14 protein-coding genes and 1 pseudogene are annotated in these 24015 nt (G+C 42.1%); 12 read left to right on the forward strand and 3 right to left on the reverse strand.

Features of this window, described 5'->3' with window-relative positions; genetic code table 11:
* Positions 1-425 precede the first annotated feature (425 nt).
* From RM347_RS12970 to RM347_RS13005, 8 genes and pseudogenes are all read left to right on the forward strand, one after another.
* Positions 426-2837 (forward strand): sucrose synthase, encoded by a 2412-nt coding sequence (locus tag RM347_RS12970; protein ID WP_322720362.1) that lies wholly within the window; start codon positions 426-428, stop codon positions 2835-2837.
* Positions 2838-3041: 204 nt separating this feature from the next.
* The gene (gene pgmB / locus RM347_RS12975) at positions 3042-6200 is read left to right on the forward strand and encodes a beta-phosphoglucomutase (RefSeq protein WP_322720408.1); all 3159 of its coding nucleotides are present in this window, start codon (positions 3042-3044) and stop codon (positions 6198-6200) included.
* Positions 6201-6345: 145 nt separating this feature from the next.
* Positions 6346-7695 carry a PAS domain-containing sensor histidine kinase gene (locus RM347_RS12980; protein WP_322720361.1) on the forward strand — a complete coding sequence of 450 codons (1350 nt, stop codon included), beginning with the start codon at positions 6346-6348 and terminating at the stop codon, positions 7693-7695.
* Positions 7696-7798: 103 nt separating this feature from the next.
* Positions 7799-8242: a hypothetical protein gene (locus tag RM347_RS12985; RefSeq protein WP_322720360.1), complete on the forward strand. Its 444-nt coding sequence runs from the start codon at positions 7799-7801 to the stop codon at positions 8240-8242.
* Positions 8243-8510: 268 nt separating this feature from the next.
* Positions 8511-8948 carry an RrF2 family transcriptional regulator gene (locus RM347_RS12990; RefSeq protein ID WP_322720359.1) on the forward strand — a complete coding sequence of 146 codons (438 nt, stop codon included), beginning with the start codon at positions 8511-8513 and terminating at the stop codon, positions 8946-8948.
* Positions 8949-9017: 69 nt separating this feature from the next.
* Positions 9018-9432 (forward strand): annotated as a pseudogene (locus tag RM347_RS12995) (pentapeptide repeat-containing protein).
* A 97-nt stretch (positions 9433-9529) separates the two neighbouring features.
* The gene (locus tag RM347_RS13000) at positions 9530-10015 is read left to right on the forward strand and encodes a DUF2243 domain-containing protein (RefSeq protein WP_322720407.1); all 486 of its coding nucleotides are present in this window, start codon (positions 9530-9532) and stop codon (positions 10013-10015) included.
* Between the two features lie 121 nt (positions 10016-10136).
* Positions 10137-10745, forward strand: coding sequence for a DUF4129 domain-containing protein (locus tag RM347_RS13005; RefSeq protein WP_322720358.1), 609 nt, complete (start codon positions 10137-10139; stop codon positions 10743-10745).
* Between the two features lie 124 nt (positions 10746-10869).
* Here RM347_RS13005 and RM347_RS13010 read toward each other — a convergent pair whose 3' ends face one another.
* Positions 10870-12153 carry an aspartate aminotransferase family protein gene (locus RM347_RS13010; protein WP_322720357.1) on the reverse strand — a complete coding sequence of 428 codons (1284 nt, stop codon included), beginning with the start codon at positions 12151-12153 and terminating at the stop codon, positions 10870-10872.
* 809 nt (positions 12154-12962) lie between these two features.
* Positions 12963-14750, reverse strand: a complete 1788-nt coding sequence (locus tag RM347_RS13015; RefSeq protein WP_322720356.1) for an ABC transporter substrate-binding protein — start codon at positions 14748-14750, stop codon at positions 12963-12965.
* Between the two features lie 574 nt (positions 14751-15324).
* Here RM347_RS13015 and RM347_RS13020 point away from each other — a divergent pair.
* The 3 genes from RM347_RS13020 to RM347_RS13030 all read left to right on the forward strand — a co-directional run bounded on the left by RM347_RS13020 (position 15325) and on the right by RM347_RS13030 (position 18822).
* Positions 15325-16344, forward strand: a complete 1020-nt coding sequence (locus RM347_RS13020; RefSeq protein WP_322720355.1) for a potassium channel family protein — start codon at positions 15325-15327, stop codon at positions 16342-16344.
* Between the two features lie 263 nt (positions 16345-16607).
* Positions 16608-17993, forward strand: a complete 1386-nt coding sequence (locus RM347_RS13025; RefSeq protein ID WP_322720354.1) for a P-loop NTPase fold protein — start codon at positions 16608-16610, stop codon at positions 17991-17993.
* A gap of 4 nt (positions 17994-17997) precedes the next feature.
* Positions 17998-18822, forward strand: coding sequence for a hypothetical protein (locus RM347_RS13030; RefSeq protein WP_322720353.1), 825 nt, complete (start codon positions 17998-18000; stop codon positions 18820-18822).
* Positions 18823-18877: 55 nt separating this feature from the next.
* Here the strand turns inward: RM347_RS13030 and RM347_RS13035 are convergent, their stop codons facing one another.
* Entirely contained in the window at positions 18878-19078 is a 201-nt protein-coding gene (locus RM347_RS13035; RefSeq protein ID WP_322720352.1) for a hypothetical protein, read from the reverse strand.
* 74 nt (positions 19079-19152) lie between these two features.
* On the opposite strand from RM347_RS13035, the gene RM347_RS13040 reads away from it, so the two are divergent.
* Positions 19153-24012, forward strand: coding sequence for a hypothetical protein (locus RM347_RS13040; protein WP_416211926.1), 4860 nt, complete (start codon positions 19153-19155; stop codon positions 24010-24012).
* The last annotated feature ends 3 nt before the right edge of the window (positions 24013-24015 follow it).

Raw genomic sequence — 24015 nt, forward strand, 5'->3', positions numbered from 1 at the left:
TACTGGCGATCGCTCAAATTTTGCTGTATTGCTTAATCGGGAATAGTGTTTTATGCCTGATTGAGAACTAACTTATATACATAGAATAATCTGTCTTTGCCGCTACTCCAGCCAAATTGGCAGTTTTTTGAATTGGGGATTAGGCAAAGAGGCTGAGGGGAAGGGTGCAGGGTGCAAGGGGCAGAATGAAAATTTACCTCTTTCCCCCTCTGCTTCCCCTGCTTCCCCTGCCCCCTGCTCCCCTGCCTCCCCTGCTTCTCCCCCAGTTCCCACTCCCTAATCCCATAGACTCGCAGCGTTTCATCCTAGAGCTAGACGCAAAAGTTTTTATAGTTATTTACTATCATGGGGGAAATGTGCCTCAGAGAACTGAAGACCGGAAAAAATGAGGTCGTGACCTAGCTAAAGTTCTGGGATTCGTCATCATGTATGAACTAGTTCAAGCTGTCTTCAACGGTGATGAAAAAACTGCTCTACATCAGTTAATTTATGCGTTGAGTGCTTCAGGTAAGCGTTACTTCCTGAGAAATGAGATTTTACAAGCTTTTGCAGATTACTGTCATCAATCCCAAAAGCCAGCCTATTTTTTTCACTCTTCGTCTGTTGGCAAACTGATACAGTACACCCACGAAATAATTCTCGAAGAGGAAAGTAGCTGGTTCGTGATTCGACCCAGGATTGCTAACCAAGAAGTTTGGAAGCTGACAGCCGACTTGAGTCAGTTTGAGCAGATGACGCCTCAAGCCCTCTTAGATGTGAGAGATCGCTCAGTCAACCGCTATCAACCTCACATCCTCGAAATCGACCTCCACCCCTTTTATGAGAGTTCCCCCAGAATCGATGACGCCAGAAATATAGGTCAAGGTTTAGCCTTTCTCAACCGTTACCTGTGCAGTCAATTGTTGACTGACCCCCAATATTGGGTAGAAATGTTATTTCAAGCATTACATGGGCTGCAATACGATGGTACTCGCCTGTTGTTGAGCGATCGCATTCCCTCTGGTATTCAGTTAGCCAAACAACTTAAGCAAGCGCTCAAATTACTGAGTGAGCGATCGCCTCATGAACCTTGTGAAAAATTCCGCTTTGACCTCCAAGAACTCGGCTTTGAGCCGGGTTGGGGTAACACTGCGGCACGAGTCTGTGAAACTCTAGAACTCCTTGACCGACTTATTTATTCCCCAGAACCTGGCATCTTGGAAGCATTTGTGGCCCGCGTCCCCGCCGTCTTTCGCGTCGTCCTCATTTCCATCCACGGCTGGGTTGGACAAGAAGATGTTTTGGGAAGAAATGAAACACTCGGTCAAGTTATCTACGTCCTCGAACAAGCTCGCAGCTTAGAAAACGAACTGCGTGAACAAATCAAACTCGCTGGACTCGACCAGCTAGGCATTAAACCCCATATAATTATTCTCACCCGGCTAATCCCTAACTGTGAAGAGACATTTTGTAATCTGCCTCTAGAAAAAGTCCAAGATACTGAAAATGCTTGGATATTGCGCGTTCCTTTTGGCGAATTCAATCCAGCAATCACAAACAATTGGATTTCTAAATTTGAGATTTGGCCTTATTTAGAACAATTTGCTCTAGATGCAGAAAAAGAATTACTAGCTCAATTCCAAGGCAAACCCGATCTTATCATCGGCAACTACAGCGACGGGAATTTAGTGGCTTTTCTCCTATCTCGCCGGTTGAAAGTCACCCAGTGTAACATTGCCCATTCTTTGGAAAAACCTAAATATCTATTTAGCAATTTATATTGGCAAGATTTAGAAGATCAATATCATTTCTCGGCACAATTCACCGCAGATTTGATTAGCATGAATGCAGCCGACTTCATCATCACATCGTCCTATCAAGAAATTGTCGGCACGCCCGATACCATAGGTCAATACGAGTCATATAAATGCTTTACGATGCCGCAGTTGTATCATGTGGTTGATGGCATTGATTTGTTTAGTCCTAAATTTAACTTAGTGCCGCCGGGAGTAAATGAAAATATTTTCTTCCCCTATAGTCAAAAAGAAGACCGAGATTCTCACCTTCGTACACAAGCCCACGACCTACTATTTAGCCGCGAAGATCCCCAAATATTTGGTAATTTAGATCACCCTAACAAGCGACCAATCTTTGCTGTTGATACTATCACTTCAATCAAAAATCTTACTGGTTTAGCTGAATGCTTTGGTCAAAGTCAGGCGTTGCAAGAGCGTTGTAACCTGATCCTTTTAAGTAGTAAACTGCATCCATATCAAGCTACAAACATAGAAGAAACAGAAGAAATTCAAAAACTATACGACATTATTGAGCAATATCATCTCTATGGCAAAATTCGCTGGGTGGGGATGCGTATCCCTAGCAGCGATCTCGGCGAAGCCTACCGAGTAGTTGCAGATTCTCAGGGAATTTATGTCCATTTTGCCCGCTTTGAATCCTTCGGTCGGAGTATTTTGGAAGCGATGATTTCCGGCTTGCCAACTTTCACTACTCAATTTGGCGGTTCTTTAGAAATTATCGAAAACCAAGAAAACGGATTTAATCTTAATCCTACAGACTTAGAAGGAACAGCAAAGAAAATTTTAGACTTCCTCGATCAATGCGATACTCATCCTCAATACTGGCACGAAGTTTCAGAATGGATGAGTCAGCGAATTCATCACAAATATAATTGGCATTTACATAGCAATCAATTACTACTGCTTGCGAAAATGTTTAGTTTTTGGAACTTTGTTGTTCCAGAAAATAACGAAGCCAGAGATCGGTACATGGAAACCTTATTTCATCTCATTTATAAGCCCAGAGTCGAAAATATTTTAGAAAAACATAAGGGTGGCTGAGGAGTGAAGAGCAGGGGAGGCAGGGGAGCAGGGGAAGCAGGGGAAGCAGGGGGAGCAGGGGAGGTGGGGAAAGAAAAACTATTGATTATTGACCAATCCCCAGTCTCCATTCTCCATTCTCCATTCTCCATTCTCCATTCCCCATTCCCCATTCTCCATTCCCCATTCCCCAATCCCTACTCCCCAATCCTTACTCCCCAACTTATGCACACAAAAGGTCGTTCTCGCCATTTTATCTACACAGACTGGATATTAATCGAAACCCAGTTTGACCCTGAGCAATTGCACTCCAAAGAAACCGTCTTTACAATCGGCAATGGATACCTGGGAACGAGGGGCTGTTTTGAGGAAGGTTATCCTCATGCATTGCCAGCTACTTTTATTAACGGTGTCTACGATGATGTGCCGGTGGTTTACACTGAATTGGTAAATTGCCCTGACTGGTTGCCCTTGGTAGTGATTGTGAATGGCGATCGCTTCCGTCTCGATCAAGGTGAAATATTGCGCTACGATCGGCAGCTTGATTTACGCCAAGGACTCGTCAGCCGTTACTTGCGTTGGCGCTCTCCCAGTGGAAACATTATAGACATTAGCTTTGAACGCTTTGCTAGTCTTGCAGATCCGCACGTGTTGGGGCTACGCTGCCATTTAACGCCAGTAGATTTTGATGGCTTAATAGAAGTTCAAGCTAGTATCAACGGCTATCCAGAAAACCAGGGTTTCAATCACTGGGAAGGACTAGACCAGGGCAAGACCGACCAAGGAATCTGGTTGCAACGCCGCACCCGCAGCTCCCGAATTGAACTTTGTATGGCAGCTAAGGTGAGAATATTAGGTACTGAAGCATCTTTGCAAGTCAGTACCGCACCTGGATATCCAACCTTGAGCACGAGCTACCTAGCTAAAGCGCAACAGACCGTAACAGTAGAAAAATTAGTGACAGTTTTTACCTCGCGAGAGATTGAAACACCAGTCCCAGCCGCTCAAGAAAAACTCGCGCACCTTCCAGATTACGCAACATTACTAAAAGCCAATGAACAGGCATGGAATGAGGTTTGGCAGCAAAGTGACATCCTCATTGAGGGGGATAGCACAGCTGCTTTTGCTGTTCGCTACAATCTGTTTCAACTGCTGATTGCTGGGCCACGGCATGACGATCGGGTGAGTATTCCTGCTAAAACCCTTTCCGGGTTTGGCTATCGCGGTCATATTTTTTGGGATACAGAAATTTTTATGCTGCCGCTGTTTATATTTACCCAACCAGCGATCGCCCGCAACTTACTCACTTACCGCTGGCACACCTTACCAGGAGCGCGACGCAAGGCAGCCCATTACGGATATAAAGGGGCAATGTTTGCCTGGGAAAGTGCTGATACCGGAGATGAAGTGACACCACGTTGGGCACTCGGTAGTGATTTTTATGGTGAAGATGTGCGGATTTGGTGCCGCGATCGCGAAATTCATATCAACGCAGATATTCCTTACGCAGTTTGGAACTATTGGCAAGCCACTGGTGATGATGAGTGGATGCAAAAGTGTGGCGCAGAGGTGATCTTGGATGCCGCTATCTTTTGGGGGAGCCGAGTCGAATTCAATCCAGAGCGCGAAAAGTATGAAATTCGAGGAGTGATCGGCGCGGATGAATACCATGAATTCGTCCACAACAACGCCTTTACAAACCGCATGGCGCAATGGCATCTAGAAAAAGCGATCGCAGTTTATGATTGGTTGGTTCAGAAATTTCCCGAACGAGCCACAGAACTAGAAGAGAAACTAAAACTCACCCCAGAAGAGCGATCGCACTGGCAAGATATCATCACCAAAATATTGTTTCTCTATGACCCATTAACAGAATTAATTGAGCAGTTCGAGGGATTTTTTCAATTGGAAGATATCAACTTAGCAGACTATGAAGGGCGCGATCGCTCCATGCAAGCCATCTTAGGTGTTGATAAAATCAACAAATATCAAGTAATCAAACAGCCAGATGTCTTGATGCTGCTTTATTTAATGCGAGAATCAGTAGATTTTCCCTACAGCGATAAAGCATTGCAGACAAACTGGGACTACTACGCACCCCGCACCGATATTACCTATGGTTCGTCCCTTGGCCCAGCAGTTCATGCCATTTTAGCTTCAGATTTGGACAAATCAATCGAAGCTTACGAACTGTTTATGCGGGCGTTAATGGTGGATCTTGAAGATAACCGAGGTAACACCAACGATGGAATTCACGGTGCTAGTGCTGGTGGGATTTGGCAAGCTGTAATTTTTGGATTCGGTGGCATCCAGCTAACCGAAAATGGCCCTGTAGCCAACCCCCACCTACCCCCTGGCTGGACGCGCCTGAAGTTTAAACTGCACTGGCAAGGGAAATGGCACGACTTCGATCTGCATGGAGAACAAGTCAGCCAAGATATAACCCATCAACGAGAATATCTCCAACTTTCCCTCTCCCCAAATCCCCCTTTATCCCCTCCAATCCCCAATACAACTCTTGGAGAGGCTGCGCCAACGGCTTCTCTACAAGACGCTACGCGTAGCTTGCTTCCCCGCAGGGGTACGCTCAATACAAGCCCCCAATCCCCAATCCCCAATACAACTCTTGGAGAGGCTGCGCCAACGGCTTCTCTACGAGACGCTACGGGAACGCTCAGTACAAGTCCCCACTTCCAAATCCCCACTCCCCACAACCCCAACATCCAAGGATTCATCTTTGATCTAGATGGTGTGCTAACAGATACAGCAGAACTTCATTATCTAGCTTGGCAGCAGCTAGCAGATGAAGAGGGTATACCGTTTAATCGGGAGGCGAATGAAGCGCTGCGGGGTGTATCCCGTCGTGCTTCCCTGATGCTGATTCTTGGGGATAGACCGTATTCGGAGGCACAAATCGAGGAGATGATGGAGCGCAAGAATCGCTACTATGTGGAATTGATCCAAAACATGACGCCTAAGGATTTGTTGCCAGGTGCGATCGCCCTCTTGGATGAACTGCGGCAAGGTGGTATTAAAATCGGTATTGGTTCAGCTAGTAAAAATGCCCAGACTGTGATCGAGCGATTAGGCATTGCTGACAAAATAGATGCGATCGCTGACGGTTACAGTGTACAAGAACCCAAGCCAGCACCCGACTTATTTCTGTACGCAGCCAAGCAACTAGGAATCGAACCAGAGCAATCTGTGGTTGTAGAAGATGCCGCAGCCGGCGTTGAGGCAGCTCTAGCTGCTGGCATGTGGGCAATAGGACTCGGCCCCGCAGAACGAGTTGGAGCCGCTCATATTGTTTTACCCAGCCTAGCAGGCATTAAATGGGCAGACCTACGAGATCAATTGAGTAACATTTCTAGACAAAAACATTAAACAAATGAGAACCGCTTATTTCCATGCTCTGCATGGAAACGAGATAAACGAGAGAACAATGGAATAAACTTCAAAAGCTAAGATCGTCCAAGTAGGGAATCTAAAATAAAACCCAACTTTAGATATCCAAATTAGGAGTAATAGCGTGAATTTGGACGATTTAGCCTTACAGATACAGAATATGCGTAAGCGCGTCGCCCTTTTGCAACGCCAGAGTGAACAGCAAAAAGTACAGGAAGATATTGAACTCGTCAGCGCAATATTAAAAGAAGTCCACCTAGCTTTGGAAGAACTGCAAATAGCTAATGAAGAACTACAGCAGCAGAATGAAGAATTATTTAGCACTCAACAGGCCTTGGTGGCACAACGTCAACGCTACCAAGAATTGTTTGAAGAAGTACCAGACGCTTATTTGGTAAGTGATACAAAAGGGGTAATTCAGGAAGCTAATTCTGCCGCCACTACCCTACTAAACATTTCCAAAAGTTTCCTTTTGGGCGAACTTCTAGAGACTTATGTGCTTGAGAAAGAAATAATTGCTTTTCATCTGAAACTGACTCATCTGCGCGATCGTGCCGAAACCCCAGACTGGAAAATGCAAGAGTGGGAAGTGAACCTGCGACCACGTAACAGAACACCCATTATTGCTGCGGTTAAGGTGGTTGCTATTCGTAATCAACAAGGTAAGTTAGTTGGTCTGCGCTGGTTATTGCGGGACATTAGCGAAACCAAGCGAACCCAAGCCAAGCTAAAATGGGCAGAACAGGCGATGCGACAAGCGCTTGCCAAAGAAAGGGAGTTTAGTGAACTTAAATCTCGCTTGCTCACCATCACCTCCCATGAGTTTCGCACCCCTTTGGCTACAATCCACTCTTCTGCGGAACTACTAGAACATTATCGCCACCTATGGAGCAACGAGCGACAAAATACCCACCTGTGTCGCATTCAAAAATCTGTGATGCACATGACCCAGTTGTTGAATGATGTATTGGTGCTGAGTCAGGATGAAACAAGCAAGTTAGAGTTTAATCCAAAACCCCTGAATTTGGTGGAATTTTGCCGCGATCTATTAGAAGAGTTAGAACAGAGCGATCGCTCACAACACGCGATCGTTTTTAGCAGTGAGTGCCAATGCACAAGAGCTAACTTAGACGCGAAACTATTACGGCAAATCTTGAGTAATTTATTCTCGAATTGTCTAAAATACTCTCCCATTGGTAGCACAGTTAAGTTTTCTGTCACCACTGCCAACGATCAAGCTATATTCCAGATTCAAGACTCTGGTATTGGCATTCCCCCTTCAGACATTGAACACATCTTTGAACCCTTCCATCGCGCCAGTAATGCAGGCAATATCTCAGGAATGGGATTGGGGATGTCCATCGTCAAGCAGGCTGTAGATTTACATGGCGGCGAGATCATAGTCGAAAGTGCGATCGCTGAGGGAACTACCTTTACTGTGACTCTGCCATTGTCAAAAAATTTGTATGTATAGCAGCTTACACTCAAAATCTTGCTGCGCTCCAATTCGATATTCAAAAGTGAAATTCAAAAAATAATAGATATAACCCCTTACAAATGAATATTAGCCAGGGAATATGCTAATTAATTATCGGGAAAAAATTATTGCTCTGTGGACAGTATTTCTACTTGGAACTCTGTTTCATACCCAACTGGGTTTGATGCCACTTTTCCACGGTTTGACCGTAGTCGAATCCCAACGAGCTACATCTATCAGTGATATTTCTGGAATTATGTGGTTGATGTTGGGCTTTTTTGTACTCCCAATGCTGGCAATAATTGCTACTGCTTTTATAGATTCCAATCGCTATAGAATGATTCACTTTGCTTTGAGTGTGTTTTATAGCCTGATGAATTTGCTTCATCTGATTGCTGACCTCTCAGTGAAACCGATTCTTTGGTATCAGATTGCACTAATGCTACTTTTATTTCTCATTGGTTTGCTATTGAATGTTGTTGCATTCCAATGGATGCGTAGACGCCCCAACGGGTTGTCGTCAGAGATCACAATTTCCAGCTAATAAGCTGCAATAATCACTGACATAATTGGGTTGAAAACGTGACAGCCTATGCTTTCAAGTCATTTTTACCTTAGGAAGACGTACACTAATCAATCAGTTTTATTTATTGAATTTAAAAAAAAAAGTAATTGCTTGTATGCTGGAAGGTCTTTAAAGTAGAGTTAGCCGGTCAACAATAAGTTGATTGTAAAGTTTTCTTTAGCAGTAGCTTAAGGAAGCAGACTCAAAAACTTTGTATCTTTAGGTGTGAGTTGAAAATATTACGCCTGTGGTAATCTCTAATAAATCAGAATACGCGCTTCTAGCCCTGTTAGAGTTGGCAACCTGCTACCCTAACGGTGATGCGCTGCAAATTCGAGAGATAGCGGCATTACAAGACATACCGAACCGCTATTTGGAACAACTCCTAGCAACATTAAGACGTGGAGGTTTAATTAAGAGTATACGCGGAGCCAAAGGTGGCTATGTTCTGGCACGGGACCCCCAGAAGATTACCGTGTTAGATGCTTTTAGCTGTATGGAAGGGTCAGATATTGTTGCCTCTAATTGTGAGCCGACTCCCAACACGGTAGAAGGTGAGCTAATTCAGGAAGTCTGGCAGGAAGCACGTCAGGCTGCTAACTCTGTTTTGGAAAAATATACACTCCAAGACCTTTGTGAACGAAGAGCAATCCGACAGCAGAAGGAACTCATGTATTACATTTAAAAAGGATGAAGTCGGAGAATTTTCATCCTTAGCAGAAAGTAATAACAAGATAACATGTGAGGCTGTTACATGCCTGAAGTCAATTCTCAACAGCCCATAAATAATGCTGTTACTCTTGTTGAGAGTTATGCAGCAGGAAAACGAGACTTTAGTAAAGCAGAACTGGGTAATGCTGATTTGCAAGGCATTAACTTGAAAGGATCTGACCTCAGTTATGCTGACTTGAGTGAAGCGAACTTGAGTAGCGCTAATCTCAGAGGAAGTGACCTGAGCTTTGCCGATCTGGGTCAAGCTAATCTGAGGGATACTGATCTTAGGGGAGCATTGTTATTGTCAGCGAATCTTCGCCAAGCTGATCTTAAAGGAGCGAAGCTGGAAAAAGCGGACTACGATTACCTACGGTAGGCTACGCCAACGCAGCACCCATTTTCCCCAAGATTTCGACCCGGTGAAAGCGGGTATGCAGATTAAATTTGAAGATTGATTAATTTAAATTGAACGATCCTACTTGCCTCAAGATAGAAGATATTTCTCCTAAAAGAGTTGTATTTTGATAAAAAAGCCTATCTATGAGGTTGACAATGGAGGCGAAAAGTGAAACCCTCAACCGACGTGCACCACTAATTACTGCTGGAATTTTTCTTGGTGTGGGTCTTGGAGGGTTTATTGATGGAATTTTACTGCATCAGCTCCTCCAGTGGCATCACATGCTTAGTAACGTTCGACCTCTCACAAACACGGCGAATATAGATTTGAATATGGTATGGGATGGGTTGTTTCATACCTTAGATTGGGTATTCACCGTGATAGGAGTTGTCTTGCTATGGCGTGCCGGAGGGCGTGATGATGTTCCTTGGTCATCACAGACCTTTATTGGGTCAATATTGATTGGTACTGGGTTATTTGACTTCGTTGAAGGTTTAATTGACCACCAAATTCTCGGTATTCATCATGTGAAACCAGGCCCAAATGAGTTAGCTTGGGATCTAGGATTTCTTGCACTCGGTGCGCTACTTGTTGTTATCGGCTGGATAATGATAAAAAGGTCAAGAGTCATTAGTCATTAGTCATTAGTCATTGGGCATGGGGCATTGGACATTGGGCAATAATCAATAGTTCTGCTCCCCCTGCCTCCCCTGCCTCCCCTGCTTCCCCTGCCCTGCCTCCCCACTCCCCACTCCCCCACCTATGCCTACAGATACTTTTGAAAAAACTAGCTGGAGTTGGCAGCTTTCTCAATTCCAACAACAAGTGGGAGAATGGTGGGAATACCAGTTTTACCGCTTTGAACAGGCTTTGCCAGAATTGCCGACTGGATGGTCGATTAGTCCTTGGCTAAGTGAGTTGCTAAAATTCCTGTTTTGGTTGGTACTAGGATTGTTTATAGCTTGGATAGGTTGGCGATTATGGCGAGAATTTAGTCCTTATCTATATTCTTGGCTGAATAGAACTGGCAATCTCACTGATTTTCGCGTAAAAAATCGCTCTAGTGAGTCATCCATAGCCTTGTTGTTGGAGCGATCGCAACAATTTTACCGTCAGGGAAACTACCGTGAAGCTTGTCGTTGTATTTATTTAGCGATGTTGCAGCAGTTGCATCAAAACGCAATCGCACCCCACAAACTCAGCCGTACAGATGGAGAATATCTGCAATTGCTGCGATCGTCGGTGACTCCCATACAACCTTATGAAACTTTAATTACCACTCACGAACAATTATGTTTTGGTAATGCCGAAATTTTGCCAGATAATTATGAGCAATGTCGGCAAGCTTATCGAGAAATTTCCCCAGAATGAAGATAACGCGGGGATAATCATACTACATACATAGCTAAAAAAACAATAATTTTAGTAAAAATTAATATAAAAGTAAGAAAAAGCGAGAGAAAGGCACAAAGACTTATCCTCGCTTTTTGATTACTTAAGCTGTGAGAGTTGCGAGCGCTTGATCCACAGCTTGCAAGGCAGTGTTTACTTCTGCCTCTGTCACAATCAGCGGTGGCACAAATCGGACTACTTTTGGCCCGGCTGGTACCAGCAATACGCCTTCTTTGATGGCAGCATTAACGACATCGGCTGCGGTTAGCCCAATGTCGGCTCGCAACTCCAAACCGTTGATTAAACCCCAACCCCTAACTTCGCCAACGTGCTGAGGATATTTCGCTGCGATCGCCCTTAATCCAGTTCGCAACTGTTCACCCCTATCTTGCACATTCTGCAAAATATTTTCCCGTTCCAATGTCTGGCAAACACTGAGTGCCACACCACACACAAAAGGATTTCCGCCGAAGGTGCTGGCGTGTTCCCCTGGTTGAAAAACATCGCAGAATTTTTTGCTCATCATTGCACCGATGGGGATACCGCCACCTAAGCCTTTGGCACTGGTGAAAATATCCGGTTCAACGCCGAGATGTTCGTAAGCCCATAATTTGCCGCTGCGCCCCATACCAACTTGCACTTCGTCGAAAATCAACAAAACGCCAGTTTCATCGCAAATCTGCCGGAGCTTTTTGAAATAGGCAACATCTCCTGGACGCACACCGCCTTCTCCCTGTAATGGCTCAATCAGAATCGCTGCTACCCGATAATCGCCTTCATCCAACTCGCTAATCGCCACTTCCACAGCGTTAATATCGTTGTAATTTACGTAGTGGAACCCAGGAACCAAGGGATCAAAGTACTTTTGATACTTCGGTTGGGCAGTAGCGGTAATCGTTGCCAAAGTCCGTCCGTGGAAACTGGCATTGGCGGTTAAAATAATCGGTTTTTCAATGTCTAATACTGTGTGGGCATATTTCCGCGCCAGTTTAATTGCGGCTTCGTTAGCTTCAGCTCCAGAGTTGCAGAAAAACACGCGATCGGCACAGGAATGATCAACGATCCATTTTGCCAATTCACCTTGCTCAGGAATGTAGTACAAATTAGAGACATGGTGCAGCTTTTGGATTTGGCGTGTCACCGCTTCTACCATAGCTGGGTGGGCGTGTCCTAAAGTACAAGTGGCAATTCCAGCCACAAAGTCCAGATATTCCCGCCCCTGTGTATCCCAAACCCGGCATCCAGCACCCCGTTCTAGGGCTAAGGGAAACCGTGCGTAGGTAGACATGACAGCTTCATTAAAGCTATCTGTCTCAAAGGGACTGGATGCTACAGACCCTGAATCTGGGGGGATGGTGGCTTGGTCAACGAGAGTTTGTAGGCTCACTACCGCTCCTCCTGAGAGTTTTTCATCATATAGTTATTTACTAGTTTCCTAGAAATCCCTAAAAAATACTTTTTATTTAGCACAACTCGTACTTCTTCTTAAGCTAACGCTTATATAACCTCAAACGCTTGGCGGTGGTGAAAAAACTTTGTACTCAACACTTAAGCAAGAGGATGAGCGATAGGCAATTTGCGTAGGCGCAGCCCAACTCAGGCATCGCAAGTCTTGGGTAGAGTCTAGGGGTTTTCTCACTTATAGCCCAATACGCTTGGGTTAAGGCTAAAAACTAAATCGGCGTTGCGACTGTCTCGCCTACCAATGTAAAATCTCTATGCCCGTACCAGGCACCACCGAATTAGCGAAGCGGTTCCCCTGTTGCGTCAACTTGTTTTCAGCTTTTTTTTGCGATCGCACTTGACTTTCAAGACAGTCGCTACTATTCTTTTTAACCGAAGCGTATTGGGGTAAAGTCTAGGGGTTTTCTCATTGATGTCTAAACCTGACTCGTCAAATGCTAGCTTATGATTTTGACCGCGCTAAGAAACATGATGAAATTCCCCTTGCTGTGTGCGGGAAAACTGCAAGAGAGCTAAGAAAGTTAGAAATTATCGAGAGCGATCTATACGAATTATGAATTAGTTATAGCAGTTTGCTTTTTAAGTAAGGTACAAAATGTAGGACTCACGCATCAGGTATAAAGAGTTTTTTACCTCCTGCCTCCTACCTCCTGCCTCCTGCCTCAAAACCCGTAGCTTTGTACTTCATGCCAAAGAAAACTGCTGTATGATGCCTTAAATCTCTGGTTGGAATTATTTTTCTGTGATTTTCAGTTCATCAATATTCCAAAAAGTTGACCCCAAAGCAGAAAACTTGATGGGATTGACACGTTCACGCACCGCCTGAAACGAGATTGGATTCACAAGGCAGAATATCGGCAACTGTTGAGCAACGATTTGTTGAAATCTGCCATAAATCGCCTTGCGCTTGCTCTCATCTAGTTCTTTAAATCCTGCGCCAAAAAGACTGTCAATTTCTCTCTCCCAATCAGAAACTACCCATCCTTGGAATGGGGGTTTTCCTGGTAGAGCACCTTGATTGAACTGATGAAAGGAGCCTTGACTAGTCCAAAATAAAGATAGAAGATTCGGTTCAACATCTGCACCGGGAACACCAAAGGCACCGACATAACAATCCCAATCTCGGCGGGAGAGTAGCTTTTGCAACACTATATTAAAACTGACTACCTGCATATTCGCTTTGATACCAATTTGACTGAGGTCTTGTTGGATTTGAACTGCGGCATCGATTCTTGATTGATCTTCTGCTTTGACTAAGAGATTGAATTGCACCCGATTTCCATCTTGGTCTAACAGTTCTTTTTGGGAGTTGTACCTAAAACCAGCCTCTAACAACATCTGCCTAGCTCTCTGGGGATTATAATCATAAACTTTTAACCCTGCTGCTGGGGAGAAGTAATAGGGACTTTGAACAGCAATTGGCGAATGTTGAATTTCACCTAAACCGCGATAGATATTAGTTTTCATGCGGTTGCGGTCAAGGGCATAGGCGACTGCTTGCCTAAAAGCTAAGTTATTAAACCATCGAGATTTAATTGGGTCTATAAAAGGCTTACCTTTGAGATTGATAGCTCGGTTGAGATTGAAACCCATAAAGCTAAAACCCGCAGTCGTCCCACCATTGTAAATAATGTATTTTCCTCGTTTTTCCTCTTTCTTGAGTAACCCAAATACTGCTGGTGTCACATTCAAAGTATCCAGTTCCCCTGAGCGAAATCTCAGTAACTGATTTTCTGTAGATGCAATAATTTGCCAGACAATCCGTTGGATATAAGGCTGAGGATTTTTTTGAATATCTTTGCGCCAGTAATAGGGGTTGCGTCGTAAAATTACCCGTTCAGAAGGAGTATAGCTTTCTATTTTATAAGGTCCATTGCAGATAATTTTTTGCGGATCAGTATTGGTTCCCCACATTGAGAGAAACTGAGGATTACCATTGGCATCATTGGATAATACAGAAGAACGCAAGGCATGAGCTGGCAAAATCGCTAGTCTTTCGGCGTATCTCAAAAAAGGGGCAAAAGGTTCTACAAAAGTAAACTCAACTCGCAGTTCATCTAGTTTTTTGACTGACGGGAAAGTTTCTGTGTTGCCAATACGTAAAAAATCTCTATATACAGTGGGAATTTTTTTGTTAAGATAAATATCTTGATAGGTAAATACTACATCATTTGCCGTTAGAGGTTCACCATCTGACCATTTTAATCCTGTTTTTAAGGTAAAAATAATTCGCTTTTGATCGGCAGATATTGACCAAGATTCTGCCAGTCCCGGCTCCAACTTGGTAGTTATAACATTCTCATCGATCAATCCCTTGTAAATTAAAGAAAAAACACTGTATGGAGAGTCATTAATGGCATAGTTAAAAGTAGTCGGGTCACTTAGCGAAACTAAAACTAATTGAGCTACCTGAGATGCTTTGCTTTTTATTTGTGTCGGGTGACAGCTTGTGAGCAAGAAACAACAAGATAGCAGCAAACCAACTACCAAATTCAGAGGTCGAACAACAGCAGCAATCATCTCTAGTTATCTACCTCGCAGCTAGTATCTACACAGTACAGTATGGTGATTGACCAGTACTAGAACAATGTCAGTAGATCGAAAAGTTCTGCGTTAGCGTACCCCTACGGGGAAGCAAGCTACGCGGAGCGTCTCGTAGAGAAGCTCACCGTTGGCGTAGCCTCTCGTAGAGATGGTATCGCCTACCGTAGGCGCTCCACACCATAGCTTTGGACTAGTGACCTGGAATAGCTGATTTTTATCCAAAAAACTGTATTTTTTAATACAGTTTTTGATAATTCCCTTGAGCTTGTACATCAGTAAAACTAATAAATTAATCGAAGAAGCAATACCAATACTCTCTCCATAACATGTTTCTAGGTATTAGAGCTTCATGTAAAGTTAAAGATGAATATTTTTAAATTTTAGGAGTCTTGAGTTTGGACTATTAGTTTGAATAACTTGTAGTTTAAATGTACTAAAAAGGACGAATGCTATAAAGTTAGTAGAAAACTAGAAAAAGTAGGCTAAAAGTACTATTGTTACGTCATTTTCAACACTTGAGCAAAAATATCAACGTATCCAAAAGGAGTTAATGGCCGGGGCGATCGCTCTTGGCGGTGTTTTCTTCATTGGCACTTTGTGGTACTCGTTAGTGGAGGGCTGGTCATGGGAAGACGCGGCTTACATGACAGTCATCACTCTTGCGACTGTGGGATATGGAGAGACGCACCCACTGGGTAACCGAGGACGGTTGTTTACAATTGCCCTGATTTTGTTGGGTGTTGTCAATATCGGTTACATTGTCAACAGATTTACAGAAGCGATCATTCAAGGCTATTTTCAACAAGGAATTCGGCTACAACAACAGAGGCGATTAATGGAATCCCTAACAGAACACTACATCATCTGTGGATTTAGTCGAACTGGTCGTCAAATTGCCAAAGAATTTCAGGCAGAAGGTGTACTTTTTGTAGTGATTGATTCGGACATGGAATCTGTGCAAAGGGCGCAGATGGAAGGTTACACGGCATACCAAGGTGACGCTACCCTAGATGACACACTCCTAAAAGTCGGCATTGAACGGGCGATGTGTATTGTTGCAGCACTCCCTTCAGATGCCGAAAATTTATATATTGTTTTATCAGCCAAAACACTGAATTCGGGAATTCGGGTGATCGCACGGGCAAGTACAGAAGAAGCTTTGCAGAAGTTACGACGCGGTGGTGCAGATGAAGTGATTTCCCCCTATATTACTGGTGGGAAGCGGATGGCTGCCGCGGCTCTCAGACCCCAAGTTTTGGACTTTGTAGACGGGATTTTGACAGGTGCAGACCGCCAGTTGTATATGGAAGAATTTTTACTCGACCCGGCTTTTTGTCCCTTTGTGGGTCAGAGTTTGCAAAAAGCGAGATTGCGATCGCAATCTGGGGCATTAGTTCTGGCAATTCGCCGCGTTGATGGGACTTTAATCGGTGGTCCCACTGGCGATACAGTTTTAATGCCAGGAGATCGGCTAATTGGTATGGGTACAGCAGACCAATTACGTAGCCTTAACCAAATTCTTGGCCCAATTGGTTCTCAGAAATTGCGTAAACCTAAGAATAATAACTGATAAAGAGATTAAACAAGTCAAAATTCTTTTTTTCGGCTTGAATTCTTGATGTTTATCAGCACTAAATGATTTGCACATCATTGTAGAGGCCGCCCCTACAGAATTCCGTTAACATTCGCAACCATAAGTTAAATTCTCCATTCGACAAACCTGGTATAATTACGGAGAGCCAGCGTAGATTTTTCGAGTCTACTGTTAAGCAATTCTTCTGTGCTGAGGTTGAATTGAGCTTGTGTTCAGTTAATCATAAATAAAACGCAAAAATGATCATGAACTTGGATTTACAAAGGTTCTTTGATGCCTGCGATCCCAGTAGAACATTAGTCTTGGCTAATTCAGAGGATAAACTCTACTACATTGACTTTGCTGCCGTGCGGGGTGGCAAGATTATTGATGCTCTGAAGCGAACTATCACCCGATTATCCCCGAATAAACCTACCTGCCAGTTATTTACTGGGCACATTGGCTGTGGTAAATCTACGGAGTTATCGCGGTTGAAAACGGAGTTGCAAAGTGAGGGATTTCATGTAGTTTACTTTGAATCTACTGAAGACTTAGATGAAACAGATGTAGATATTACAGATATCATGCTGGCGATCGCACGTCGGGTAGGTGAAAGTTTAGAACAGATTAACATCACTCTGCAACCCCAAGGTTTTAAATCTTTCCTCAATGGAGTATGGGAGTTTTTGCAGACACCAGTAGTTGTGTCAGCTGAAACTGAGGTGCTGGGAGCTAAAATTAAGGGCAGCACTGAGGGTCAATTAGAATTTTCTCTCCCCGCAGGTATTGGCAAAATCACGGCGAAAACGAAAGATAGTCCTAAATTGCGTTCTAAATTAAGGCAGTATTTGGAACCGCAAACCAATAGAATTTTGCAGTTTATTAACGAAGAGATTATCAAAGTTGCCACTGAGCAACTCAAGCAACGCGGTCAAAAAGGACTGGTGGTGATTATTGATAATCTGGATCGAATAGACAATCGACCTACTTCATCAGGGCGATCGCTACCAGAATATCTTTTTATTGAGCGGGGGGAACAGTTACGCAAACTAAATTGCCATTTGGTTTATACTTTACCGCTATCGTTGATTTTTTCTAATGAGTGCGAAGCGCTGAAAAACCGCTTGGGTGGTGGAGTTGACCCGAAAGTTTTGCCGATGATTCCAGTACAACTCAGAGATGGATCTGAGTATTTTGAAGGAATGCAGCTATTGCAGCAGATGGTTCTGGCTAGAGCCTTTCCAGATATTCAGACAGAGGAACGACTAAGATTAATTACAAAAGTTTTTGATTCGCCTGATACATTAGATCGGTTGTGCAGCGTTAGTGGTGGTCATGTGCGAAACTTGCTAGGAATGCTGTTTCGTTGTCTTCAAGAAGTAGACCCGCCAATTTCTCGAAATATCCTAGAAGCTGTAATTCGGGACGCCCGCGATCGCCTCACACTTTCCGTTGATGATCAAGAATGGGATTTGCTGTTTCAGGTAGTACAAGAGCAGAGAGTCAAGGGAGACAAAGAATACCAAACCCTGTTGCGTAGCCTGTTCGTCTTTGAATATCAGGATAGTCAAGGGCGCTGGTTTGCTCTCAATCCGCTTTTGACAGAAACGGCAAAATTTAAGTTGTGGCAGCAGCCAAGGAAATGAGATCATGGCTGAATCAGACGGATTAGAAAATATCTTGCCAGATAATGAGCGATCGCTGCAAACACTAGCACGCACACTCAAACTAACTCAAAGACGATTTTCCTTAATTTTGGTGCGGTGTAATTACACTAGCTTGCGAGAGCAGATACTCCAACGGTTACGCCAGGAATGCACTGTTGAATTTGCTGAACTAGTCCTACCCTCATCTACCACAAAACTTTATAGCAGCATCTTAAACCAAGTAGAAAATCAGCCGCCAGCCGCTTTGATGATTTTGGGTTTAGAGTCAGTTCAAGCACTCGATGATCTACTGGTTGCTGCTAATAAGACGCGAGATAAATTCAAGAACGATTTTGCCTTCCCCTTAGTATTGTGGGTTACAGATAGGATACTGCATAGATTGGGGCGGTTGGCACCAGATTTTAATAGCTGGGCTAGTCCACCGATTCAATTTACCATTGCACCCGATGATATGGTGAATTCCTTGCGCCAAAAGGCAGAGCAAGCCTTTACTGGTGATGCTGACTTTACTTTAGATGGTTACGACCTCAAAGCCGTGCAGCAGGATTTAGGGAGTGAGCAACAAGAATCAGATCCAGAACTCCAAGCTAGTTTGGCATTTATGTTGGGCTTGCTGGACTATAGAAAGAATCGGTTAGATTTAGCGATCGCACATTATCAGCAAAGTTTGACTTTTTGGCAGCAAAATAACAATTTAGAGCGGCAAGGAATATTACTGCTAAATATTGCTCTGGCATATTACAGCAAAGCCGAACAGAAGCGCACAGAAAATCAAATTTATTGGGAAGAAACGAGAAATTATCTCTAGCAAAGCTTAGAGATTTTTGAACAGGCTCAACATCCAGAGTTAGTTGCTAAACATATTAGTCAACTGGGGGAAGTTTTGCGCCGTTTAAAAGCTTGGGACGAACTACATAAACTGGCTCACAAAGCGCTGAAGCTGCATCAAAGCTATGACATCTCCAGCCAAGTCGCTCAAGATTATGGATTTTTAGCAGAAGTTGCCCTAGAACAATCACGCTGGAATGATGCCCATGAACTGGCTCAAAAAGCTCTAGAAACATTAGAGAAAATCCCTAACTTTTTACCACAAGAACAGGGACAATATCACTTTCTTTTAGCAAAAAGCCAGCGAAAATTGGGTGAAATTGATGAAGCTGTTAATACCTTAGAAAAAGCCATAAATGAAAGTCAGTCCCAATATAATCCGCTGCTTTATATTCATATTTTGGAAGATTTACATAGCCTTTACTTTGAGCAAAAACAATACGAACAAGCATTTCATCTGAAGCAGAAACAGCGTGAAATAGAGAGTCAATATGGGTTTAGAGCTTTTATTGGGGCGGGACGTTTGCAGCCACGAAGACAGGTAATTAACCCAGAAAACTCACCCAATCAACCATCAAAAGACATCGTTGAGGAAGTTGTAGCCGCTTTTGGACGACAGCAAGATATTCAAAGTCTGCTCCATCGCATTGGCAGAACAGATTGTAAACTTACCGTAATTTACGGACAATCGGGAGTGGGTAAAAGTTCAATTGTGCAGGCTGGGTTATTGCCAGTCCTAAAACTTACTCCATTTGATGGGTTAGAAACTTTACCAATTTTAGTGCAAGTTTATACTGCTTGGGAAAAGGAATGTGGCAGGCTTGTGGTAGAAAAACTGGAGGAAGTGAGAGGCCTTCGGTTATCTGAGCCAGTTGAAACATCAGCAGCAATTATTGAACAGTTGCGCCAAAATGAAAATCGTAATCTGTTGACAGTGCTGATTTTTGACCAGTTTGAAGAGTTTTTCTTTGCTTACAAAGACCAAGCTAATAGACGACCTTTTTATGACTTTTTGCGCAATTGTCTAAATATTTCTTATGTAAAAGTTATCTTGTCACTCAGACAGGATTATCTACATTATTTATTAGAGTGGAGCCGCACTACAAAGTTACCAATTATTGATGACGACATTCTACATAAGAATATTTTGTACTACTTAGGAAATTTTACCCCAGCAGTTGCCAAAACTGTCATTCAAAGCTTTACAGAAAACTCTCAATTTTACCTAGCGCCTGATTTAATAGATGCACTAGTAGAAGATTTAGCAAGTGAGTTGCGAGAGGTGCGTCCTATTGAGTTGCAGGTGATAGGCGCACAACTGCAAACAGAGAAAATTACAACGCTGAGACAGTATAGAAAAAACTGGTTAAAAGAAAAGCTGGTAGAGCGGTTTTTAGAAGAGGTTGTTAAAGACTGTGGTTTAGAAAATGAACGTGCTGCTCAGTTAGTGTTGTATTTGCTGACAAATGAAAATAATACTCGCCCTTTAAAGACTCGCGCTGAATTAGAAAAAGATTTAGGAACAGAGGCGCAAAATTTAGACTTAGTACTTCAGATTCTTGTAGGTTCGGGGTTAGTATTTCGAGTACTAGAAACACCGGCTGATCGCTATCAGTTGGTGCATGATTATTTAGTACCATTTATTCGCCAACAACGCAGTGCAGAATTATTGGCAAAAATCAAAGAAGCAGAAGAAGAAAAACAGCTTATGCAAGCAGAACTAAATCGAGTTCTGCAAAAGCAACTAAAAGATGCACGAAGAACTGGAATTGGACTGGCGGGATTAGCAGCTCTAGCTAGTGGGTTTGCGATCGCCTCTTTCCTGGCATTAATTAGTGGTAATAATTCTGAGCTAAACGCCATGAGCGCAGTTTCAAGCGGGCGTTTAGCTGCTTATCAAGATATGGAGGCGCTTATACAAGCGATAAAGGCAGGAAAACAGCTAAAATCGTGGTGGAAAATTGGAATTAAAGATAATACCAAGAAACAGGTAGTAGCAGCTTTACAATCAGCAAGTTATGGCATTAGAGAGAGCAATACACTAGAAGGACATAGTGCTGCTGTTAACATCGTTAGTTTCAGTCCTGATGATAAGTTGATCGCCTCTGGTAGTGATGACAAAACAATAAGACTATGGAAGCCTGATGGTAGTCAAGCAATTACAAAGCCTCTTCAACATACCAAAAGCGTTACTAGTCTCAGTTTCAGCCCTGATAGTAATATGTTGGCTTCTGGCACTCAGGATGGAGTTGTGAGGCTTTGGAATATTCATGGTAAGTTAATTAAAGAGTTTAATAATTCTCAATCTATCAAAGCTAGTCGTGAAACTAGTTTTGACAGCAAGAAAAATACTTTAGGTAGTGTAAATACAAGTCAACAAAACCAAAACAATGAGGGTAAATCTAGTACAGATACTGATGATAAGAATAAGAGTATAACCAGTATTGTTTTTAGCCATGATAAGCAGATGATAGCTTCCATTAGCAAAGACGGCATCCTAAAAATCTGGAAAATTAATGGTGAATTAATTAAAGAATTTAAAGATACTGAAAGTGAGATTACAAATGTCAGTTTCAGCCGCGATCAAAAGAAAATTATTTCTGTAAATTACAATTATATAAATAACACTAATATCGTAAAAATGTGGGAAATTTATACTAAAAATACCAAGTATATCAAAAGTATTAAATTTAATAGAGATATTATTGGTGTTGTATTAAGCAATGATGGAAAAATAATTAATTCTTTAGGAAACTATAACTTAAAGCTGTGGCACAGTAATAGTAATGCGAGAGAAAATATATTACTTTTTTTAGAAAATAATCAAAAATTTAGCCCAAAAAGTAATATTTTTGCTGCATTTTCAATTTCCGATACTAGCATTTCACTATCTTCAGTAAATTCTCTGGATAATAACTACATATTCTTGGAATCACTTATTGGGCATACACAAAATATCACAAGCATTAGTTTAAGTCTAAATGGCAAAATGCTTGCTTCAGGGAGTGAAGACAACACAGTAAAATTGTGGAATATAGAAAGTAGGGATTTTAAACCCTTTGATGATAGCGAAGCTCAAAGCGTCAGTTTTAGCCCAAATGGTCACATAATAGCTTCTATCAGTAATAATAATAGGGTGCAATTTTGGCAGCATAATCATAATAAATCCTTGCTTGCAACTCTCCCAGGTAGCAATTCGGCAGTTAGTTTTAGCAAATTCGATCACACGCTAGTAGCATCTGCGAGTCAAGATAAAACAGTGCAACTCTGGCGACAGAATGGTAAGTTTCTGTCTACTCTTCGGGGAGAAGTTATAGATGGAAGTTTTAGCTCCGATGGAAAAACCATTGCTCTAATTAGTAACGATGACTACAGTGTGAGCTTATTTGGAAATGATGGACAACGAATCTCAAATCTTAAAGGGCATAAAGGCAGGGTTTACAAAATCTGTTTCAGCCAGGATGGACAAACTATTGCTACAGCTAGTCAAGATAAAAGTATCAAACTTTGGAAACGAGATGGGACGCTGCTGAAAAAATTGGAGGGCTATAATATTCCAATTAACAGTATGAGTTTAAGCCCTAATGGACAAAATATTGTCATCTTAGATGTTGATAACACTGTGAAATTTTTAAGATGGGATGGTAAATTGATTAAGACTCTCCAGGGACAAGGTAGTAGTTTGATAAAAATTAATTTCATCCCTGATGGAGAAATAGTAGCAATTAGTAATTTATATGATGATAAAAACAAAATACAATTATGGAAAAGTAATGGCACTTTTTTTCCAATGATTCAGAAAAATAAAAATGAAAGTATAAAAAACATTTTTTTTAGTTCTGATAATCAAACTATAGGCGTTCAATATGAGAAAAATATACAATTATGGAGGCGGAATGGGACTCTAATTAAAACTGTTGTTAACCTAAACAATATTTACCGCAAGGAGAATGATCAGAAATTATACAAAATGGTTTTCAGTTCTGATAACCAGACAATAGGACTTGAATATGAAAACTATATACAAGTCTGGAAGTCGAATGGGACTCTAATTCAAACTGTTAAAACATCAAACAGTATTTATAAGGTAGATTCTCAAATATTGATTACTTTTGGGAGTGACAAGAAAGTAAGAGTTTGGCAAAATGGCAAATTGATTCGTACTATCTTTGAGAAAAATGACTTTAATAAAAATGAGATTAACAACAATGAAAAAATTATTTTCGATGGTAATACTTTAGCCATTATTAAAGATGAAACCGAAGTACAGCTTAAGACTATTGATGCTAAATCAATTAAAAAGTTATTACGCGTAAGACAAAAGTCGATTATGAATCGAATCAGTAAAATTAACTTTGTTCCGAAGAGTGACATACTAGCTATTAGTGGAGATAATGACACTATAAAACTCTGGAAAATTCAGAATAATACAGATGTAGCAACGCAGCTTTTAGATCCTTTTAAAATAGATCCTATTAAAAGGCATAGTGATGAAATTACCAGTGTGAGTATTAGCCCTGATGGTAAGACGATCGCTTCAACCAGTAAAGATAAAACTCTTAAACTCTGGGAAAAAGATGGTACTTTCATTAAAACAATACCAGAAGCCGATGAAGTCAATAGCGTTAGTTTTAGTCCTAATAGTGATATCATCGCCTCAGCTAGTGATAAAGCTATCAAACTTCTTAGACGGCGTGATGGCACATTAATCAAGTCTCTTGAAGGGCATAGTAATAAAGTCAACCGTATAATTTTCAGCCATAATGGTCAAACAATTGTCTCAGCTAGCGAAGATCAAACTGTTAGACTCTGGAAGCTTGATGGCAGTTTTATTAAATCACTTAAAGAAAGCTACCCTGTCACTAATATTAGTTTTAGCCGCGATGATAAGATGATTGCTTCAGCCACAAGAGAAACAATCAAGCTTTGGAGTGTTGACGACGGCGAAGTACTGAGTACCTACCAACGTTTAGGGAAAGGAGATGTAAATTTTAGTCCTGATGGTAATAGCATAGCTGCTGCTGGTAATAACGCAGTTGCAATGTGGGATTTTGATTTAGATAAACTCCTCAATAAAAGTTGTAAGTTGGTGCGGAATTATCTAAAAAATAACCGAAGTGTAAACGACAGCGATCGCCAACTATGCGATGATATTCTTAATCGTAAATAGACC

Origin of the sequence: Nostoc sp. ChiQUE02 (assembly GCF_034531305.2) — a bacterium.
GTDB lineage: Bacteria > Cyanobacteriota > Cyanobacteriia > Cyanobacteriales > Nostocaceae > Nostoc.

Excerpts from the sequence above, each read along its gene's own strand:
- RM347_RS12970 (WP_322720362.1), top strand. The coding sequence starts at position 426 with ATGTATGAACTAGTTCAAGCTGTCTTCAACGGTGATGAAAAAACTGCT.
- pgmB (WP_322720408.1), top strand. The coding sequence starts at position 3,042 with ATGCACACAAAAGGTCGTTCTCGCCATTTTATCTACACAGACTGGATA.
- RM347_RS12985 (WP_322720360.1), top strand. The coding sequence starts at position 7,799 with ATGCTAATTAATTATCGGGAAAAAATTATTGCTCTGTGGACAGTATTT.
- RM347_RS13000 (WP_322720407.1), top strand. The coding sequence starts at position 9,530 with ATGGAGGCGAAAAGTGAAACCCTCAACCGACGTGCACCACTAATTACT.
- RM347_RS13005 (WP_322720358.1), top strand. The coding sequence starts at position 10,137 with ATGCCTACAGATACTTTTGAAAAAACTAGCTGGAGTTGGCAGCTTTCT.
- RM347_RS13015 (WP_322720356.1), bottom strand. The coding sequence starts at position 14,750 with ATGATTGCTGCTGTTGTTCGACCTCTGAATTTGGTAGTTGGTTTGCTG.
- RM347_RS13020 (WP_322720355.1), top strand. The coding sequence starts at position 15,325 with ATGGCCGGGGCGATCGCTCTTGGCGGTGTTTTCTTCATTGGCACTTTG.
- RM347_RS13025 (WP_322720354.1), top strand. The coding sequence starts at position 16,608 with ATGATCATGAACTTGGATTTACAAAGGTTCTTTGATGCCTGCGATCCC.
- RM347_RS13030 (WP_322720353.1), top strand. The coding sequence starts at position 17,998 with ATGGCTGAATCAGACGGATTAGAAAATATCTTGCCAGATAATGAGCGA.
- RM347_RS13035 (WP_322720352.1), bottom strand. The coding sequence starts at position 19,078 with ATGTTTCTAGAGCTTTTTGAGCCAGTTCATGGGCATCATTCCAGCGTG.